The sequence below is a fragment of the Actinocorallia longicatena genome, assembly GCF_039534125.1.
Lineage (GTDB): Bacteria > Actinomycetota > Actinomycetes > Streptosporangiales > Streptosporangiaceae > Actinocorallia > Actinocorallia longicatena.
In genome coordinates this window covers 66,811-85,213 of sequence record NZ_BAAAUV010000009.1, presented here as the reverse complement: position 1 = coordinate 85,213, position 18,403 = coordinate 66,811, and the positions used below count along the sequence as shown (strand labels likewise).

Here is an 18,403-nt window from a genome sequence, read left to right as displayed (position 1 = left end):
GGAGGAGGGCAGAGCGATGCCCATGATCGGGACCGGCACGGAACTCCTGGTCCACCGGGAGTTCGGCTACGACCGCGACGAGGACTTCCTCGAGGCCGGAGCGCTGTTCCTCGGCACCCGGGTCGACGCCGGCGAGACCCTGGTCGTGATCAGCGCGGCCGACCGGTTCGCCGCGCTCGCCGAACGCGTCCCGTGGCCGCTCCAGTGCCTCGACGCCCGCGAGTGGTTCGACACCCCCGCCCGGACCCTGTCGGCCCTGGTCGGGCTCGGCCGCGAGAAGTGGTGGCCGGCCGGCGGGGTCAGGGTGCTGGCCGAACCCGTGTGGGACGGCCGCAGCCCCGCCGAGATCCGGGAGTGGAAGCGCTACGAGGCCCTGATCAACGTCGTGTTCGCGGGAACGCCCACCCGCATGCTCTGCGCCTACGACCGGCGGACCGTCTCCTCCGGAGTCCTCGACGCCGCCCGCCGCACCCACCAGGGCGAGCACTACACCGACCCGGTGCGCTTCTCCGCCGAGTGCGACCGCGCCCCGCTGGCCGCCCCGGCCGACCCGATCGCCTCCCGCGGGTTCCGGCGCGGCGACCTGGCTGCCCTGCGGGACTTCACCGGGCGGGAGGCCGCCGGCCTCGGCCTGACCAGGACCTTCCCGCTGGTGCTGGCCGTCAACGAGGTCGCCACCAACATCATCAAGCACGGCAGCGGCGTCGGATCCCTGTGGGTCTGGTCCGACGGCGAGCAGGTCGTCTGCGATCTGATCGACCACGAATTCCTGCTCGACGACCCGTTCCTCGGCTTCGTCCCGCCCGACCCGTCCAGGACGGGCGACGCCGGGATGTGGGCCGTCCGCAAGCTCTGTGACTTCGTGGAGATCCGCACAGGCTCGACCGGCACCCTCTTCCGCCTGCGCGTCCGCCTCTGAAGTTGCCATTCCGGCAACGGTATTTGCCGGAACGGCATCGCTTCGCGCACAGTGGGCGCGAGAGAGAGGATCGGACATGGACGAGACCTACGACGTGGTGGTGATCGGCGGCGGCGCGGCCGGGCTGAGCGGAGCGCTCGCCCTGGCCAGGTCCCGCCGCTCGGTCCTGGTGATCGACGGCGGCGAGCCCCGCAACGCCCCCGCGGAGCACATGCACAACTACCTCGGCCGCGACGGCACCGGCCCGCGCGACCTCATCGCCGCCGGCCGGGCCGAGGTCGAGGGCTACGGCGGCCACCTCGTGACCGGCGCGGTGGAGACCGCCCGGGCGACGCCGGACGGCGGATTCCTGGTCGCCCTGGCCGGCGGCGCCGAGGTCCGGGCGCGGCGGCTGCTGGTGGCGACCGGCCTGGTCGACGACCTGCCGGACGTGCCGGGCCTGGCCGAGCGCTTCGGCCGCGACGTCCTGCACTGCCCGTACTGCCACGGCTGGGAGGTGCGCGACCAGGCGATCGGCGTCCTGAACGGCGGCGCCGGGACCCACCAGGCGCTGCTCTTCCGCCAGCTCAGCGGGGACGTCACCTTCCTCACCCACGCCTCGGCCGAGCTCGCCGACGAGGACCGGGAGACGATGCACGCGCTCGGCATCAGGATCGTCAACGGCGAGGTGACCGGGCTGGAGACCGAAGGCGACCGGCTCACCGGGGTCCGTCTCGCGTCCGGCACGACCGTCCCGCTGGACGCCCTGGTCGTCGCGCCGCGCTTCACCGCCCGCGCCTCCTTCCTCGCCTCGCTCGACCTGGAGATCACCGAGTTCGCGGTCAACGGGCACGTCTTCGGCTCCCATCTCGTCGTCGACGCCAACGGGGCGACCGGGGTGCCGGGCGTCTGGGCGGCGGGGAACGTCGCCGACCTCAGGGCCCAGGTCGTCACGGCCGCCGCCCAGGGCCTCACCGCGGGCGCCGCCATCAACGCCGACCTCGTGGCCGAGGACGCCCGTCACGCCGTCGCGGCCCTGCGCGGCACGGTGAAGAAGATGTTCGAGGAGGAGTTCTGGCAGGAGCGCTACTCCGCCGGGGACTCCGTCTGGAGCGGGGAGCCCAACCGGCACCTCGTCTCCGACGCCGGCCCGCTCACCCCCGGCACGGCCCTGGACGTGGGCGCAGGGGAGGGCGCCGACGCGATCTGGCTCGCCGGGCGCGGCTGGAGCGTGACGGCCGTCGACATCGCGCCCGCCGCACTGGCCAGGGGAGCGGCCCACGCCGAGGCCGCCGGGGTCGCCGGCCGGATCCGGTGGGAGCGCGCCGACGCCGTGAACTGGACCCCGGTAGAGGTCTACGACCTGGTCTCCGCCCAGTTCATGCATCTGCCCAGGGAGCCGCGCGAGGCCCTGTACGCCCGGCTGGCGGCGGCCGTCGCACCGGGCGGAAGCCTGCTCATCGTCGGCCACCATCCCAAGGACCTCCAGGGGCCGGTGCCCCGCCCGCAGGTGCCCGATCTGTTCTTCACCGCGGAGGAACTGGCCGCCGCGCTCGATCCCGGCGGATGGGAGATCGTCGCGGCGGACACCCGTTCCCGCGCGGGAAAGAGCCACGAGGGGGACGGCGTCACGGTCTACGACACGGTCCTGCACGCCCGCCGTCTTCCCGAAAAGAAGTAATCGCGCGGACGCGTTGAGTTACCGTTGCTTTTCAGGAAATCTGCGACGGGGGATGCTCGGTGGGATCTTTTCGAGGAGAGATCGCGGACGTCACGGTGCACCCACAGGTGATCGAGGTGGCCGCGACCTATCTCTCCCTGGCCGACGCGGCCACCCCTGACCTGGTCGAAGGGCTGTACCTGACGGGCTCGGCGGCCCTCGACGACTTCCGCCCGGGGGAGAGCGACATCGACTTCGTCGCCGTCTCCCGCGCCCCGGCCACCACCGAGCAGGTCCGCGCGCTGGAGCTCGTCCACAGCCAGCTCGCCCGGCTCCACCCCCACCCGTTCTTCGACGGGGTCTACCTCACCTGGGACGAGCTGGCCCGCGACCCGTCGGCCGCGGCGAAGGGCCCGCACGTCCGGGGGCAGACCCTGACCCCCGCCACGAGCGGCGGCCGGAACCCGGTCCTGTGGCACACCCTCGCCCACCGCGGCGTCACGCTGCGCGGCCCGTTCGCCCAGGATCTCGTCGTCGCCGCCGACCCCGCAGGACTGGCCGCCTGGACCCGCGACAACCTCAGGAACTACTGGCGCCCGTGGTGGGAGCGCGGCTCGCGGCCCACCACCCCGGCCGGGCTCGCGCTGCTCGGCACCTGGGCCCCCGCCTGGGGCGTGCTGGGCGTCAGCCGGCTGCACCACATGCTCGCCACCGGCCGCGTGATCTCCAAGTCCGCCGCCGCCCACTACGCCCGCACGGTCTTCCCCGAGCCCTGGTACCGCATCCTCGACGAGTGCCTCCGCATCCGCACCGCCGAGGACACCCGCTCCCTCTACGCCACCCCCTTCACCCGCCGCACCGAGGCCCTCGGCTACACCGCCATGGCCATCGACTCCGCCCTCGCCCTCTGACCGACCCCGGCCGCACCGGCCCCTCGTGAGAATTTCCGATCTACGGTGGGCGGGTGACCGAGCTGCAGGTGACCCCCTGGCGCCGCTACGGCCGATTCCGCCTCTACGTCAAGCGGGCCGAGCAGGATCTCGGCTGGTACGCCCCGGACACCGGGGAACACCACCTCGCCCCGCACACCGACCCCGGCCCCTTCTGGACGGCCGTCGCCGCCGAGTGCGCCCGGCTCGCCGTCCCGCCGCCCGCCACCGCGCTCCCGGCACCGGAGCCGGAACCCGCGCCGGAAACCGCGCCGGAACCCGAGCGGGAACCGGCGGGGGATCTGGTGGGGGATCTGGCGGGGAACGCGGCCGGAAGCTCGGCGCGGGCTGAGGCGGAGCGGCTGCGGAGGCTGCGGCCCGTCCGGGAGCTCCTCGCGCGGATCCTGCGGATCAGGACCGACGCGGCGGCCTTCGCCTACGGGGCCAGAGGCGAGGAGAAGGTCGGCCGGGCGCTCGGGCGGTGGGCCGCCCGCGAGGGCTGGCACGTCCTGCACTCCGTCCCGGTCGGCCGGCGGAGCGCCGACATCGACCATGTGCTGGTCGGTCCGTTCGGCGTCGTCACCCTCAACACCAAGCGGACCCGCGGGAAGGTCCGCGTCAGCGGCCGCACCCTGCGGATCAACGGCTACGCGACCGACTACCTCCGCAACTCCCGGCACGAGGGAGCCCGCGCGGCGAAACTCCTCGCGGCCGCGCTCGGCGGGGAACCGCCTCCCGTCGTGGCCGCCATCGTGTTCGCCGGGACGGGCGACTTCGCCGTCAGGGAGGGCGGCCCCCGTGACATGGCCGTGCTCGGGGACGTCCGGGCGCTGCGCGGCTGGCTCCGCTCCCGGCCCCGCCTGCTGACCGACGCCCAGGTGGAACGGGTGCACGCCGTGGCCAGGCGCCCCGGGACCTGGCGGCCGTGACGGGCGTCAGGACGGGGCGGCGAGGTCCCTGAGGACGCGGCGGCAGGCGACGATCGCCGGATGGGCGCTGTGGCCGCGGCGGACCGAGGTGAACAGGCGGCGTGAGGCGGGCAGGTCGCGCAGCGGGACGGCCGGGGCGGCCCCGTTCCACAGCAGGTCGGGGAGGAACGCGGCGGCGTGGCCGTGCTCGACGAGGCTCAGGTGCAGCAGCAGGTCGGTCGACTCGAAGCGGACGTCCGGCTCGAACCCGGCCTCGCGGCAGACGGTCGTCGCCCAGCGGTGGGCGGGGGTGCCCGCGGGCTCCATCACCCACGGATGGGCGGCGAGGTCGTGCAGGCCCGCGAGATCCGGTCCCGGGAGCGCCAGCCGGAGCGGATCGTCGCAGAGGTCCTCGTGCTCGAGCTCCGGCAGCCGCGGATTGGGGTTGCCCGGATACTCCTCGGCGATCACCAGGTCGAAGTCGCGGGCCAGCAGCGCGGGAAGCGCCCGGTCGGGCTCGGCCTGGGTCACGTGGACGCGCAGCAGAGGATGGGCGGCGCGAAGCTGCGACAGCGCGTCGGGCAGGAGCGAGAGCGCGGCGGTCTGGAAGGAGGCCACGCGCAGGGTCCCGCTGATCCCGGTCAGCGAGGCGGCGATGTCGGCCTCGGCCCGCTCCAGCCGTTCCAGGACGGCCTCGGTGTGCGCGACGAGGATCTCGGCCTGCGGGGTGAGCCTCACCCTGCGCCCGACCGGTTCCAGCAGCGGAACCCCCGCCTCGGCCTCGAGCTGGGAGAGCTGCTGGGAGACCGTCGAGGGGCTGTAGGAGAGCGCGGCGGCGACCGCGGCGAGGGTGCCGCGGTGCTTCAGCTCGCGCAGCAGCCGTAGCCGGTGCAGATCGAACATGCGGAATTCCCGATGAATAATCGTCGAAAACGTGTGCTGGACCGATGATAGCCGGATGGCCCAGGGTGTCCGTATGGCTTCTGACCTGCGCCAGATGTGGACCGCCGCCGATCTCGGGTGGCGGTGCGAGCCCGCTCCCGCCGGGATCCGGGAGTTCCACGCGAAGCTGCCGGGCTACGTCCCGACGCCCCTGGTCGACGCCCCGGAACTCGCGGCCTCGCTCGGCGTGGGGCGCGTGCTCGTCAAGGACGAGTCGGCACGGCTGGGGCTGCCCGCCTTCAAGGCGCTCGGGGCGTCGTGGGCCGTCCACCTGCTCCTGACCGGGCGACCGGCCGGGACCGCGCTCACCCTGGTCACCGCCACCGACGGCAACCACGGACGCGCCGTCGCCAGGACCGCCCGGCTGTTCGGGCAGCGCGCCGTCGTGTACGTGCCCGAGGGCGTCCATCCGGCGGCCGTCGCGGCGATCGGGGACGAGGGCGCGACGGTCGTCGCCGTGCCCGGCCCCTACGACGAGGCGGTCCGCCGGGCGGCCGCCCACCCCGGCGGGACCCTGGTCCAGGACACCGCCTGGCCCGGCTACGAGCGCGTCCCCGGCTGGATCGTCGACGGCTACTCCACGCTCTTCGCCGAACTCGACGACCGGCTGCCGACCGCCCCCGACCTGGTGGTCGTCCCGGCGGGCGTCGGCTCGCTGGCCCAGGCCGCCGTCACCCACTACCGCAGCGGGAGCGCCCGCCCGGCGCTGCTCACCGTGGAGCCCGAGACGGCGGCGTGCGTGCTGGCCAGCCTGACCGCCGGGGAGCCCGTGACGGTGCCGACGGGGGAGACGGCCCTGGCCGGGCTCAACTGCGGCACGGTCTCCAGCCTGGCCTGGCCCCTCCTGCGCGACGGCCTGAGCGCGGCCGTCGCGGTCACCGACGAGGAGACCGCGGCCGCCGCCCAGGCCCTGGCCGCGGCGGGGGTCCCGGCCGGTCCCTGCGGGGCGGCCTCCCTGGCCGGAGCCCGTGCCGCCCTCCCCGCCCTGGACCTGCCGCCGTCGGCGACGATCGTGCTGCTCAGCACGGAGGGCCGCGAGGCCAACCCTTCCTCGATCACCAAGCAAGCGCTCGGTATGATTCTGCCGAATCGGTTTCGGTAGAGGAGGCCTCATGGGCAACCGGGTGTTCGTCGTCGGGGTCGGCATGACCAGGTTCGAGAAGCCGGGGTCCCGCGACTGGGAGTACCCCGACATGGCCAAGGAGGCCGTCGGCAAGGCCCTGGAGGACGCGGGGATCCCCTATGACAAGGTCGAGCAGGCCTACGCCGGCTCCATGTACGGCTCGATGGGCCAGCGCGCCCTCTACGAGACCGGCATGTCGGGAATCCCGGTGATGACGGTCGCCAACGCGTGCGCCACCGGGTCCAGCGCGCTCTTCCTCGCCCGCAACACCGTCAAGGGCGGGCTCGCCGACTGCGTGCTCGCGCTCGGCATGGAGAAGATGCAGAAGGGCTCGCTCGGCGCGGGCGTCGGCCAGTCGAAGGTCACCATCATCGACCACCACCTGAACGCCATGGTCGCGGGGCGCGCGTGGGAGATGGACAAGGCGCCGATGCCGCAGATGTTCGGCAACGCCGGCCGCGAGCACATGGAGAGGTACGGCTCGACGCCCGAGCACTTCGCCTGGATCGGGTGGAAGAACCACCAGCACTCGGTGAACAACCCCTACGCCCAGTTCCAGCAGGCCTACACCCTCGAAGAGATCCAGAACGCTCCGATGATCTTCGAGCCGCTCACCAAGCTCCAGTGCTCGCCGACCTCCGACGGCGCCGCCGCCGCGATCGTGGCGTCCGAGCGCTTCGTCGACGAGCACGACCTGTGGGACCAGGCCGTCGAGATCGCGGGCCACCACATCGCGACCGACACCCCCGACAGCTTCGACTCCTCCTCGATCAACGCCGTCGGCTTCGGCGTCTCCCGGCGTGCCGCCGCCCGGGCGATGGCCGAGGCCGAGATCACCATCGACGAGGTCGACGTGATCGAGCTGCACGACTGCTTCTCCGCCAACGAGCTCATCACCTACGAGGCCCTCGGCATGGCCGGGATCGGCGAGGCCCACAAGCTCATCGACGACAAGGCCACCACCTACGGCGGCAAGTGGGTGGTCAACCCCTCCGGCGGCCTCATCTCCAAGGGCCACCCCCTCGGCGCGACGGGCATCGCCCAGTGCGCCGAGCTCACCTGGCAGCTCCGCGGCCAGGCCGGCGCCCGCCAGGTCGAGGGCGCCCGCGTCGCCCTCCAGCACAACATCGGCCTCGGCAGCGCCTGCGCCGTGGCCGTGTACCGGCCCGCCCGCTAAGGCTTCCCCCGATGCCCCGGCCGGAAAGATCCGGCCGGGGCATTGACGTCGGGCTCACCACGCGCTGATGATCGACCATTGTTCCGTCAGTCGATAACCCGTTTCCATGAGCGAAACGATCGTCGTCAGGAAGAGCGGTCCCATGCATCTGCGCCCCCGGCTCCGAGCCCTCCGTCTCACCGGTCTCACCGCCGTCCTCTGCCTGTCGGGCCTCGGCCCGGCCAACGCCTCGAAGCCGTCCGCCGAGCCGGTGGCCTTCACCCGTCACGTGGTGGACCCCGCGCTGCCCGGGGCCGCCTTCGCCATCGCGGCGGACGTTCTCGGCGGGCCCGCCCCCGAACTCGTCGCCAGCGGCTTCGGCACCTTCCTCTTCCCGCCCGGCGGCCCGCCGGTGCAGCCCGCCGGCGGAGAGCTGGCGATCTACCGGAAGGGCGGCTCGCTCGACGAGTGGACCAAGGTGCCGGTGTTCGGGGCGGAGGAGAAGATCGCCTTCCCGAACATGCCCGCCGCGGCGGACGTCGACCGGGACGGGGACCGGGATCTCATCGTGCCCGGCGGGTTCTTCCAGTGCGCACCGGCCAAGTGCGGCTCGCTCACCTGGTGGGAGCGGCAGCGCACGGCCTGGAAGCGCCACGACCTGGTGGCGCCCGGCAGCGGCCCGCTGTTCTACCACAAGGCCGTCGTGGCCGACCTCGACCGCGACGGCCGCCGCGACCTGGTCACGATCGGCGAGGCCTTCCCCGCCCCGGTCGCCCTGCTCCCGGGTCTGCCGCCCGCCAACGCCTGGGTCCAGATGTTCCCCGGGCTGCGCGGCGGCGGCTTCGCCACCACCCCCGTGACGCTCGGCCCCGGCGGCGGAGCGCTCCCCGAGGTCGCCGACGTCGACCGCGACGGCGACCTGGACGTCGCCTCCGCCCAGTACTTCCAGCCCGGCGCCTCGCACGTCTGGCTGGAGCAGACGAGGAAGGACGGCTTCGTCCCGCACGTGATCGACACCGGGGAGGGCAAGGCCATCCAGCTCTCGCTCGTCCGGAACCTGTACGGCGACCACCGCTCCCGCTGGGTCGGCTCCAACCACACCAACACCGCGACGCCCGGCGAGCCGGAGTCGCGGATCGTCTCCTACGCGGTGCCCGCCGATCCCCGGAACCCGTGGACGGCCACCCCGCTGTCGGAGGGCATCGTCTCCCGGCCGCGTCCCGGCCAGGGCGCCCCCGGGGTCTTCGGCCACGGCGACGTCGACGGGGACGGCGATGTCGACCTGCTGGTCTCCGGCGACGGCGACCCGCGCCTGTTCTGGCTGGAGCAGCACAGCGGCCGCCGCTTCGAGACCCATGTGCTGGCCGAGAACGCGGGCCAGGCCGGTGGCGCGATCGTCGCCGACCTCGACCGCGACCGCCGCGACGAACTGGCCTTCACGATCTTCGAGTCGAACACGGTCGCCGTCTGGTCGCGCGACCGGTAGGGCCTCAGGCGGGCTGGCGGGCCTGGTTCTGGAGGGAGGCGTCGACGGCGTCGGGGGAGAGGATGTGATCGAGGATCATGGTCGCGCAGCCCAGGAGGCCGGCGTCGTCGCCGAGCTCGGACGGCTCGATGCGCAGCTGCCGGGTGGCCGCCGCGGCCGCCCGGTGGTAGACCGCCTCGCGGACGCCCGCGATCAGGTTCTTGCCTGACAGGTCGCCGCCCAGCACGACCAGGGCCGGATTGAGGATGTTCACGGCCGCCGCGACGACCTCCCCGATGCGGCGGCCCGCCTCGCGCAGCACCGCCACGGCCTCGAGATCGCCGGAACGGGCCAGCGAGGCGAGCTCTGGAAGATCATGGGCACGGCCGTTGAGCTGGGCCAGCAGGGCGGCGCCCCCGGCGATGGTCTCGACGCAGCCGACGGTGCCGCAGCCGCACAGCAGCCCGTCCGGGACGGGGATGTGCCCGATCTCCCCGGCGGAGCCGAACGCCCCGCGCTGGAGCCGCCCACCGGAGACGATGCCCGCTCCTATGCCGGTCGAGGCCTTGATGAACAGCAGATCATCGACGTCGTGGCGGAGCCGGTGCTCGCCCAGGGCCATCACGTTCACGTCGTTGTCGATATGTACAGGAACCGCGTAGCGGTCGGCGACGGCCTTGGCGATCGACTCGTCCACGAGGGCGGGCCCGGGGAGGGCGATCCCGACCCCGCGGACCGGGCCGCGTTCCAGTGAGCCCCACGCGTCGAGGATGCCCTTGATCCCGCCGGACATCGCGACCGGCTTCTTGGCCAGCACCGCGCCGGACAGGTCGCAGACCGCCAGATGACCGTGGGTGTGGCCGAGCGAGGCGACCAGGACGGTACCGCCGTCGCCGTTGAATTCCAGCCTGGCCGCGGGCCTGCCGCCGCTCGACACGCCCGGGGCCTCGATCACGAACTCGGCGTCGAGCAGCTCGGTGACGCGCTGGCCGATGATCGGCCGCGACAGCCCGGTGATCCGGGCCAGCTCGGCGCGGGTGTGGATCTCCTCCTCGCGGATCAGCCGCAGGATCTCCCCGCTCGTGGCGGCGCGTCTGCGCTTTCTCGTGCCCGCGTGCATCTTTCAAGTGAACCACGTTCGGGACGTCAGGGTCGCGTGACTTTTGTCATTTTCTCTACAGAAGTTTGAGGGCAACTCCTGCTAAGTTGTCCCCACAGTTCACCAACTTGCTTCCGGAGTTGTCCTTATGGCTTCCGTGCACCCCGTCATCGCCCGCGTCACCGAACGGATCGTGGCGCGCAGCGCCGCCACCCGCTCCGTGTACCTCGGGCGGGTAGAGGAGGCCAAGGCCGAGGGCCCCATGCGCGGCGCGCTGGGCTGTGCCAACCTCGCCCACGGCTTCGCGGCCAGCGGACCGGACGAGAAGGCCGCCCTGCGCGGCTCCGCCCGGCCGAACATCGCGATCGTCACGGCCTACAACGACATGCTCTCGGCCCACCAGCCGTTTCGGACCTACCCCGAGCACCTGAAGAAGGCGATCCTGCTCGCGGGCGGCGTCGCCCAGGTGGCGGGCGGGGTCCCGGCCATGTGCGACGGGATCACCCAGGGCCGCGCGGGCATGGAGCTGAGCCTGTTCAGCCGCGACGTCGTGGCCATGTCGGCCGCCATCGCCCTCTCTCACGACATGTTCGACGGCGCCCTCATGCTGGGCGTCTGCGACAAGATCGTTCCGGGGCTGGTGATCGGGGCGCTGTCGTTCGGGCAGCTGCCGACCGTCCTGGTGCCCGCCGGGCCGATGGGCTCGGGCCTGCCGAACGCCGAGAAGGGCCGCATCCGCAAGCTGTTCGCCGTCGGCGAGGTCGGCCGCGACGAGCTGCTGGACGCCGAGGCCGCCTCCTACCACTCGCCCGGCACCTGCACCTTCTACGGCACCGCCAACAGCAACCAGATGCTGATGGAGGTCATGGGCCTGCACCTGCCCGGCGCCAGCTTCGTCGCCCCCAACGACCCGCTGCGGGCCGCACTGACCGCGGAGGCGGGCCGCCGGATCGTGCAGGGCGTCGCGCCGATCGCCGACGTCCTCGACGAGAAGGCCTTCGTCAACGGCGTGATCGCGCTGCTGGCCACGGGCGGCTCCACCAACCACACGCTGCACCTCCCGGCCATGGCCGCCGCCGCGGGCATCGACCTGACCTGGGACGACTTCGCCGAGCTGTCCTCGGTGACCCCGCTGCTCACCCGGATCTACCCCAACGGCTCCGCGGACGTGAACCACTTCCACGCCGCGGGCGGCACCGGCTTCCTGATCTCCGAGCTGCTCGACGCCGGGCTGCTCCACGAGGACGTCACGACCGTCACGGGCGAGGGCCTGGACGCCTACACGACCATTCCGGTCCTGTCGGAGGCCGAGGGCCTCATCTGGAAGCCCGCCCCGGACGTCTCCGGCGATCCGGCCGTGCTGCGTCCCGCGTCCGAGCCGTTCTCCGCCGACGGCGGCCTGCGCATGCTCGAGGGCAACCTCGGCCGCGGCGTGATCAAGGTCAGCGCGGTCAAGGAGGAGCACCGCTTCGTCGAGGCGCCGGCCCGGGTCTTCTCCACCCAGGAGCAGATCCTCGCCGCCTTCCAGGCGGGCGACCTCAACCGCGACGTCGTGGTCGTCCTGCGCTACCAGGGCCCGCGCGCCACCGGCATGCCGGAGCTGCACAAGCTGACCCCGCCGCTCTCGGTCCTTCAGGACAAGGGCTTCAGGGTCGCGCTGGTGACCGACGGCCGCATGTCCGGCGCGTCCGGCGCGGTGCCCGCCGCGATCCACCTGACCCCCGAGGCCGCCGCGGGCGGCCCCCTCGCCCACATCGAGGACGGCGACGTCGTCCGCTTCGACGCCGACTCCGGCAAGCTCGAGGTCCTCGCCGACCTCTTCTCCCGTCCCGCGACCGGCGCCGCCCCCACGGACGCCCAGTGGGTCGGCACTGGACGCGACCTCTTCGGCGCCTTCCGCCACGCGGTCGGCCCCGCCGAACAGGGGGCGCGCGTCTTCTAGAACCTCCTCGGGAGGCCGTCCCCGGCGGAGGGGCCGGCCGGACGACCTCCCGGGGACACCCACTTCCCGCGCGACGAGCGTGCCGAGGCGGAGGGGCCGAGGCCGCCCGTCGCGCGGGGGAGGAGTTTCCCGTGCGGCGCACGCCGACGGCGGAGGGGCCCGAAGCGTCCGCCGCACGGGAGAGCACGTCCCGTGGGACGGGAGGGCCGGCGGAGGGGCCGGCCGGAACGTCTCGCGGGAACCCTCGCTGGACGCCTCGAGCGTCCAGGGATCCGAGCGTCCGGCCAGATGCTCGGATCGGGACGGCGCGAGCCGTCCGGGTTGGAGAGAGAGCCCTGCGGGGCCGCGGCGGGTACCGGTGGTGGGCCGGGAGAGCCGCGGCCCTGAAGGGTCAGGGGGACACAGGACGTCCCGCGTGTGGCTGGGCGACGACGGGTGCGGCCACGCGCGGGACCATCAACCGCACATCTGCGTGAAAGAGGTTGTTTTCTATGCGGGCTGAAGAGCTGATGGCGCTGGGCGCGGTCGTTCCGGTCGTGGTCCTCCACGACGTCGAGAACGCCGTCCCGCTGGCGAAGGCGCTGGTCGCCGGGGGGCTGCCCGTCATCGAGGTGACCCTGCGCACCGAGGCCGCGCTGGAGTCGATCCGCCGGATCGCCGCCGAGGTCCCCGGGGCCGTCGTCGGCGCGGGCACCATCGTGTCGGACCAGAACGTGAAGGACGCGGCCGCCGCGGGATCGAAGTTCCTCGTCAGTCCGGGCTGCACCGACCGGCTGCGCGGCGCCATGACCGACTCCGGCCTGCCGTTCCTGCCCGGCGTCGCCACCGCCTCCGAGGCGCTGGCCCTGCTGGAGCACGGCGTCACCGCCATGAAGTTCTTCCCGGCCAAGGCCGCGGGCGGCGCCCCCTACATCAGGTCGCTGGGCGGCCCGCTCCCGCAGATCACCTTCTGCCCGACCGGCGGCATCACCCTGGAGACGGCCCCCGACTACCTCGCGCTGCCGAACATCGGCTGCGTCGGCGGCACCTGGCTGACCCCCGACGACGCGGTCAAGGCGGGCGACTGGTCCCGCGTGGAGAAGCTCGCCGCCGCCGCGGCCGCCCTCCGCTAGCCCGATCGAAGAGAACCGCCCGCCGCGCTGAGCGCGGCGGGCGGTTCGGCGTTCCCGGTTTCCAGGAACGAGGTTCCAGGACGAGGTTCCAGGACGGGCTTCAGCGGCGGGCGAAGCGCCTGCGGACGAAGGAGAAGATCAGGGAGCCGAAGAACAGGACGAGCATGACCCGGAAGGCGATGAAGACCAGCCCGGGCATGTGGAAGATGAAGGCGACGGGCAGGACCACGAACAGCAGGATCGCCAGCGGAGCCTTGAAGAACCGGCCGTGCCGGTGCGGGTGGTGGTGCCCGTGGTGGCGGGGGTGCGGCCGGTGGTGCTGCCGCGGCTGGACGGCCTGCTGCTCCCAGGTGCGGGGGCCCGGAAGATCCTTGGTGATCGCGGTCAGGTCGGCGGCCGTCTTGGCCGCCAGGGTCGCGTCGAGGCGCTGCTCGAGCTCGTCGCCGTCGAGGCGGCCCTCGGCGTAGTGCTGCTGGAGCGCCTCGGTGACGGCGGTCCGCTCGGCGTCGCCGATCCGCAGGTCGGGGGAGGAGGCCTGGTTCGGCAGCCACTGCTGGGCGGCCAGCCAGGCCTGCTGGGCGTACATCTGCCCGTACACGTGTCGCTCGTGGCGCTTCATGCGTCCTCTTCCTCGTCATCGCCCGCGAGGATGCCGTAAAGCCGCTTGCGGGTCGCGGTGACCAGTTTGCGCGCTTCGGCGACCTGTTCGGGCGATCCGGCCTGAACGACCTGGACGAGGGCCGTCCCGAGCTGGGCGGCCTCCTTGAACACGGCCGCGATGTCGCCGCCCGGCCAGTCGCCGCCGGTGTCCTCCTGGTCGGCCCAGGGGGCGGTCTGCGGGTTGGCCGCCACGTAGGAGCGTCCGGCCTCGGTGAGGGAGAAGGTCTTGCGGCCGTCGGCCTCGTCGCCGAGGATCAGGCCCTCGTCGGCGAGCTGCTGGAGCGCCGGGTAGACCGCGCCGGGGCTGGGCTTCCATGCCCCGCCGCTGCGCTCCTCGACCTCCTGGATGATCTGGTAGCCGTTGCGCGGGCCCTCGGCCAGGAGCACGAGGATCGCGGTGCGGACGTCCCCCCGCTTGGCCTTGGGCGGCGGCGGCCCGAAGGGGAACTTGCCGAACGGCGGGCGCCCGCCGCCGAAGCCGAACAGGAATTCCGGTCCGGGGGGCCCGTGGTGCCCCCACCCGTGTCGCCGTCCCATGAAGACCTCTCTCAGATCGTTCTAGATACCCTGACGATATATCGAGAACGTTCAGAGTCAACCCCGGGTTCCCGGCCTGGCGAAAGAGTGAGTATCTTGAGGTCGAGAGAAAATAGTGCGGAAGTTAGGTGAACCTGAGTTCGGACCACATGGCCGGGACTGGCAGGATTAACCCGCGCGTAGAGGAAAACAAACAGGTCATACGCGCCCAGACGTGGTGCTTCATGAGGAGGACGGGTCGTGTCCGCGAACAGCTTCGGCAGCAAGAGTGAGCTGACCGTAGGTGAGAAGAGCTACGAGATTTTCCGGCTGGACGCCGTCGAGAACTCGGCCCGCCTTCCCTACAGCCTGAAGGTCCTCCTGGAGAACCTGCTCCGTACGGAAGACGGTGCGAACGTCACCGGCGACCACATCCGGGCGATCGCGAACTGGGACCCCAGCGCCCAGCCGTCCCAGGAGATCCAGTTCACGCCCGCCCGCGTGATCATGCAGGACTTCACGGGCGTGCCCTGCGTCGTCGACCTCGCCACCATGCGCGAGGCCGTCCGCGACCTCGGCGGCGACCCCTCCAAGATCAACCCGCTCGCGCCCGCCGAGATGGTCATCGACCACTCGGTGATCGTCGACCACTTCGGGACGCCCGAGGCGTTCGGCCTGAACGTGGCCGTCGAGTACGAGCGCAACAAGGAGCGCTACCAGTTCCTGCGCTGGGGTCAGACCGCCTTCGACGAGTTCAAGGTCGTCCCGCCCGGCACCGGCATCGTCCACCAGGTGAACATCGAGCACCTGGCCCGCGTCGTGTTCGACCGCAACGGCGTCGCCTACCCCGACACCTGCGTCGGCACCGACTCCCACACCACGATGGAGAACGGCATCGGCGTCCTGGGCTGGGGCGTCGGCGGCATCGAGGCCGAGGCCGCGATGCTCGGCCAGCCGATCTCCATGCTGATCCCGCGCGTGGTCGGCTTCAAGCTCACCGGCGAGCTGCCCTCGGGCACCACCGCCACCGACCTGGTCCTCACGATCACCGAGATGCTGCGCAAGCACGGCGTCGTCGGCAAGTTCGTCGAGTTCTACGGCGCCGGCGTCGCGGCCCTGCCGCTGGCCAACCGCGCCACCATCGGCAACATGAGCCCCGAGTTCGGCTCCACCTGCGCGATCTTCCCGATCGACGGCGAGACCACCAAGTACCTGCGCCTGACCGGCCGCTCCGAGCAGCAGATCGCGCTCGTCGAGGCCTATGCCAAGGAGCAGGGCATGTGGCTCGACCCGGCCGCCGAGCCGGACTTCTCCGAGCACCTCGAGCTCGACCTCGCGACGGTCGTCCCGTCGATCTCCGGCCCGAAGCGCCCGCAGGACCGTATCTCGGTCAGCGCCGCCAAGGAGACCTGGCGCCGTGACATCCGCAACTACGTCAAGGACGCCGACGAGGCCGGCCTGGAGTCCTTCCCCGCCTCCGACGCCCCCGCCACCAGCGGCTCCGCCCGCCCGCACAAGAAGGTGCCCGTCACCCTCGCGGACGGCACCAGCTTCGAGCTCGACCACGGCGCCGTCACCGTCGCGGCCATCACCTCGTGCACCAACACCTCCAACCCCTACGTCATGGTCGGCGCGGGCCTCCTGGCGAAGAAGGCCGTCGAGCTGGGCCTCACCCGCAAGCCGTGGGTGAAGACCTCCATGGCGCCCGGGTCGCAGGTCGTCACCGACTACTACGAGCGCGCGGGCCTGACCCCCTACCTCGACAAGCTCGGCTACAACCTGGTCGGCTACGGCTGCACCACCTGCATCGGCAACACCGGCCCGCTCCAGCCGGAGATCTCCAAGGCCGTCAACGACAACGACCTCGCGGTCACCGCGGTCCTGTCCGGCAACCGCAACTTCGAGGGCCGCATCAGCCCCGACGTGAAGATGAACTACCTGGCCTCGCCGCCGCTGGTCATCGCCTACGCGCTCGCGGGCACGATGGACATCGACATCCTGAACGACCCGATCGCCGAGGGCACGAACGGCCCGGTCTACCTGCGCGACATCTGGCCGGACCAGGAGGAGGTGTCCGCGATCGTGGACTCCTCCATCGGCCAGGACATGTTCGTCAAGGACTACGCCGACGTCTTCGCGGGCGACGAGCGCTGGAAGGGCCTGTCGATCCCGACCGGCAACACCTTCGAGTGGGACCCCGACAGCACCTACGTGCGCAAGGCCCCCTACTTCGACGGCATGCCCGAGAAGCCCGTCCCGGTCACCGACATCCACGGCGCCCGCGTCATGGCCAAGCTCGGCGACTCGGTCACCACCGACCACATCTCCCCGGCCGGCAACATCAAGATCGGGACCCCGGCCGCCGAGTACCTCCAGGCCAACGGCGTGGCGGTCAAGGACTTCAACAGCTACGGCTCGCGTCGCGGCAACCACGAGGTCATGATCCGCGGCACCTTCGCCAACATCCGGCTGCGCAACCAGCTGCTGGACAACGTCGAGGGCGGCTACACCCGCGACTTCACCGTCGAGGGCGCCCCGCAGGCGTTCATCTACGACGCCTCCGCCAACTACCAGGCCGCCGGCATCCCGCTGGTCGTCCTGGCGGGCAAGGAGTACGGCTCCGGCTCCTCGCGCGACTGGGCCGCCAAGGGCACCGCGCTGCTGGGCGTCAAGGCCGTCATCGCCGAGTCCTACGAGCGCATCCACCGCTCGAACCTCATCGGCATGGGCGTCCTGCCGCTCCAGTTCCCCGAGGGCCGGACGGCCGACTCGCTGGGCCTGACCGGCACCGAGACCTTCGAGATCACCGGTGTCGAGAAGCTCAACGACGGCACCACCCCGAAGACCGTCACGGTGAAGGCCGGCGACATCACCTTCGAGGCCGTCGTCCGCATCGACACCCCCGGCGAGGCCGACTACTACCGCCACGGCGGCATCATGCAGTACGTCCTGCGCAGCCTGCTGTCCAAGTAAGCGTCAGGCGAGCAGCACCAGGGCCGCCGCCCCTCCCGCGAGGGAGGGGCGGCGGCCCTGGTCGTTCCCGGCCCGGGCGGCCGGGGGACAATGGCGGGGTGCCGACCCTGCGCGAAACGATCGAGATGCTCACCGCCCTGGCCCACCAGTCCCCGGACGGCCTCGACACCCCCGTCGAGTTCGCCATCTGCGACGGGGAGAACCTCCAGATGATCGACGAGATCGACCTGGGCACCAGCACCCGCGTCAGCGCCCGCTCGGCGGCGAAGACCAGTCATTTCGTCCTCTTCCGGGGCCACCACCACCCCGGCAGGCCGCCCGGCCTCCTGCTGCGCGGAGCCGCCGCCGACGTCGACGACGAGCTCCGCGGCCTGACCGAGCCCGACGTCTAGGGCCTGTCTCGAGGTCGGCGCCCGTGGCGAGCGGCGTTCAGGTGCGTGCCCTGGTGGTGCGGAGGAGGGAGTCAGCCTGGTGTGGCTGGCGACTGACGACAAGCCTCCAGGGTGCGTGCCTGGGCGTCGCGCAGCAGGGCAGGTGACTTCGAGACAGGCCCTAGGCGCGTTCGGCTTCGATCCGGCGGTGCGCCTCCTCCCAGGAGAGGGGGAGGCCGGTCGCGGGGGCGGTCCAGAAGACGAAGGTGGAGTCCTTCATCACCGCGCGCTTGGCGCGCATCGTGGAGCGGTGCGGCTCGGCCGCCGCGTAGGCGTTGACGGCCTTCTGGTCGGTCCAGGCCGAGAGCGTCCAGAAGGTCCGGGCGAACGGCTCGGCCTTGAGCGACACGCCCAGCGCCCCGGGGGAGCGGCGGGCCTGGAGCAGCAGCCGCATCGAGGCGAGCAGGAAGCCGGGAACCTGGTGCAGCGCCTTCACCTCCAGGCGGGAGGCCATCACCAGCACCTCGGCGGAGGACGGCTGCTCGACGGTGATCCACGGGATGGTCGGCATGATGAGCCCTTTCACCAGAATCTAGACACTGACAAGATTGCGTCAACGACCTAAACTTGTCAACGTCCAGATTCATTC

At 72.1% G+C, this 18,403-nt stretch carries 16 protein-coding genes; 11 read left to right on the top strand and 5 right to left on the bottom strand.

All coding sequences use genetic code 11. The features are described 5' to 3' along the window. Nucleotides 1-16 precede the first annotated feature (16 nt). The 4 genes from ABD785_RS19990 to ABD785_RS19975 all read left to right on the top strand — a co-directional run bounded on the left by ABD785_RS19990 (nt 17) and on the right by ABD785_RS19975 (nt 4,416). A complete protein-coding gene (locus ABD785_RS19990) occupies nt 17-919 on the top strand; it encodes an anti-sigma factor RsbA family regulatory protein (RefSeq protein ID WP_344830378.1) in 903 nt (300 codons plus the stop codon). A gap of 76 nt (nt 920-995) precedes the next feature. After that, nucleotides 996-2,579, top strand: a complete 1,584-nt coding sequence (locus ABD785_RS19985) for an FAD-dependent oxidoreductase (protein ID WP_344830376.1) — start codon at nt 996-998, stop codon at nt 2,577-2,579. A 59-nt stretch (nt 2,580-2,638) separates the two neighbouring features. Then, nucleotides 2,639-3,469 carry a nucleotidyltransferase domain-containing protein gene (locus ABD785_RS19980; RefSeq protein WP_344830374.1) on the top strand — a complete coding sequence of 277 codons (831 nt, stop codon included), beginning with the start codon at nt 2,639-2,641 and terminating at the stop codon, nt 3,467-3,469. Between the two features lie 53 nt (nt 3,470-3,522). Continuing rightward, nucleotides 3,523-4,416 (top strand): nuclease-related domain-containing protein, encoded by an 894-nt coding sequence (locus tag ABD785_RS19975; protein WP_344830371.1) that lies wholly within the window; start codon nt 3,523-3,525, stop codon nt 4,414-4,416. 6 nt (nt 4,417-4,422) lie between these two features. Here ABD785_RS19975 and ABD785_RS19970 read toward each other — a convergent pair whose 3' ends face one another. Further along, complete coding sequence (locus tag ABD785_RS19970; RefSeq protein ID WP_344830369.1) at nt 4,423-5,298, bottom strand: LysR substrate-binding domain-containing protein; 876 nt, start codon at nt 5,296-5,298, stop codon at nt 4,423-4,425. A gap of 73 nt (nt 5,299-5,371) precedes the next feature. On the opposite strand from ABD785_RS19970, the gene ABD785_RS19965 reads away from it, so the two are divergent. The 3 genes from ABD785_RS19965 (at nt 5,372) to ABD785_RS19955 (ending at nt 9,102) form a co-directional block, all read left to right on the top strand. Next, nucleotides 5,372-6,439, top strand: a complete 1,068-nt coding sequence (locus tag ABD785_RS19965; protein ID WP_344830364.1) for a pyridoxal-phosphate dependent enzyme — start codon at nt 5,372-5,374, stop codon at nt 6,437-6,439. A gap of 10 nt (nt 6,440-6,449) precedes the next feature. Then, nucleotides 6,450-7,637, top strand: coding sequence for a thiolase C-terminal domain-containing protein (locus ABD785_RS19960; protein WP_344830361.1), 1,188 nt, complete (start codon nt 6,450-6,452; stop codon nt 7,635-7,637). A 106-nt stretch (nt 7,638-7,743) separates the two neighbouring features. Further along, on the top strand, nt 7,744-9,102 hold the full coding sequence (locus ABD785_RS19955) for an FG-GAP repeat domain-containing protein (RefSeq protein WP_344830358.1): 1,359 nt from the start codon (nt 7,744-7,746) through the stop codon (nt 9,100-9,102). A gap of 4 nt (nt 9,103-9,106) precedes the next feature. On the opposite strand, the gene ABD785_RS19950 is transcribed toward ABD785_RS19955, so the two are convergent. After that, complete coding sequence (locus ABD785_RS19950) at nt 9,107-10,201, bottom strand: ROK family transcriptional regulator (protein ID WP_344830357.1); 1,095 nt, start codon at nt 10,199-10,201, stop codon at nt 9,107-9,109. Nucleotides 10,202-10,328: 127 nt separating this feature from the next. Here ABD785_RS19950 and edd point away from each other — a divergent pair, with 127 nt between their 5' ends. Both edd and eda read left to right on the top strand, forming a co-directional pair. Further along, the gene (edd, locus tag ABD785_RS19945; RefSeq protein WP_344830353.1) at nt 10,329-12,122 is read left to right on the top strand and encodes a phosphogluconate dehydratase; all 1,794 of its coding nucleotides are present in this window, start codon (nt 10,329-10,331) and stop codon (nt 12,120-12,122) included. A 491-nt stretch (nt 12,123-12,613) separates the two neighbouring features. Further along, entirely contained in the window at nt 12,614-13,234 is a 621-nt protein-coding gene (eda, locus tag ABD785_RS19940; RefSeq protein ID WP_344830350.1) for a bifunctional 4-hydroxy-2-oxoglutarate aldolase/2-dehydro-3-deoxy-phosphogluconate aldolase, read from the top strand. A gap of 100 nt (nt 13,235-13,334) precedes the next feature. Here eda and ABD785_RS19935 read toward each other — a convergent pair whose 3' ends face one another. After that, nucleotides 13,335-13,853, bottom strand: coding sequence for a DUF1707 SHOCT-like domain-containing protein (locus ABD785_RS19935; protein ID WP_344830348.1), 519 nt, complete (start codon nt 13,851-13,853; stop codon nt 13,335-13,337). Next, on the bottom strand, nt 13,850-14,431 hold the full coding sequence (locus ABD785_RS19930) for a PadR family transcriptional regulator (protein WP_344830345.1): 582 nt from the start codon (nt 14,429-14,431) through the stop codon (nt 13,850-13,852). Before ABD785_RS19930 ends, ABD785_RS19935 begins: the two co-directional genes overlap by 4 nt. Nucleotides 14,432-14,671: 240 nt before the next feature. Here ABD785_RS19930 and acnA point away from each other — a divergent pair, with 240 nt between their 5' ends. Then, complete coding sequence (gene acnA / locus ABD785_RS19925) at nt 14,672-17,383, top strand: aconitate hydratase AcnA (RefSeq protein WP_344830341.1); 2,712 nt, start codon at nt 14,672-14,674, stop codon at nt 17,381-17,383. Nucleotides 17,384-17,481: 98 nt separating this feature from the next. Next, complete coding sequence (locus tag ABD785_RS19920; protein WP_344830339.1) at nt 17,482-17,775, top strand: hypothetical protein; 294 nt, start codon at nt 17,482-17,484, stop codon at nt 17,773-17,775. A gap of 160 nt (nt 17,776-17,935) precedes the next feature. Here ABD785_RS19920 and ABD785_RS19915 read toward each other — a convergent pair whose 3' ends face one another. Next, nucleotides 17,936-18,325 (bottom strand): DUF3291 domain-containing protein, encoded by a 390-nt coding sequence (locus tag ABD785_RS19915; RefSeq protein ID WP_344830337.1) that lies wholly within the window; start codon nt 18,323-18,325, stop codon nt 17,936-17,938. Between the last annotated feature and the right edge of the window lie 78 nt (nt 18,326-18,403).

Excerpts from the sequence above, each read along its gene's own strand:
- ABD785_RS19990 (WP_344830378.1), top strand. The coding sequence starts at position 17 with ATGCCCATGATCGGGACCGGCACGGAACTCCTGGTCCACCGGGAGTTC.
- ABD785_RS19985 (WP_344830376.1), top strand. The coding sequence starts at position 996 with ATGGACGAGACCTACGACGTGGTGGTGATCGGCGGCGGCGCGGCCGGG.
- ABD785_RS19970 (WP_344830369.1), bottom strand. The coding sequence starts at position 5,298 with ATGTTCGATCTGCACCGGCTACGGCTGCTGCGCGAGCTGAAGCACCGC.
- ABD785_RS19965 (WP_344830364.1), top strand. The coding sequence starts at position 5,372 with ATGGCTTCTGACCTGCGCCAGATGTGGACCGCCGCCGATCTCGGGTGG.
- ABD785_RS19960 (WP_344830361.1), top strand. The coding sequence starts at position 6,450 with ATGGGCAACCGGGTGTTCGTCGTCGGGGTCGGCATGACCAGGTTCGAG.
- ABD785_RS19955 (WP_344830358.1), top strand. The coding sequence starts at position 7,744 with ATGAGCGAAACGATCGTCGTCAGGAAGAGCGGTCCCATGCATCTGCGC.
- ABD785_RS19950 (WP_344830357.1), bottom strand. The coding sequence starts at position 10,201 with ATGCACGCGGGCACGAGAAAGCGCAGACGCGCCGCCACGAGCGGGGAG.
- edd (WP_344830353.1), top strand. The coding sequence starts at position 10,329 with ATGGCTTCCGTGCACCCCGTCATCGCCCGCGTCACCGAACGGATCGTG.
- eda (WP_344830350.1), top strand. The coding sequence starts at position 12,614 with ATGCGGGCTGAAGAGCTGATGGCGCTGGGCGCGGTCGTTCCGGTCGTG.
- ABD785_RS19935 (WP_344830348.1), bottom strand. The coding sequence starts at position 13,853 with ATGAAGCGCCACGAGCGACACGTGTACGGGCAGATGTACGCCCAGCAG.
- ABD785_RS19930 (WP_344830345.1), bottom strand. The coding sequence starts at position 14,431 with ATGGGACGGCGACACGGGTGGGGGCACCACGGGCCCCCCGGACCGGAA.
- ABD785_RS19915 (WP_344830337.1), bottom strand. The coding sequence starts at position 18,325 with ATGCCGACCATCCCGTGGATCACCGTCGAGCAGCCGTCCTCCGCCGAG.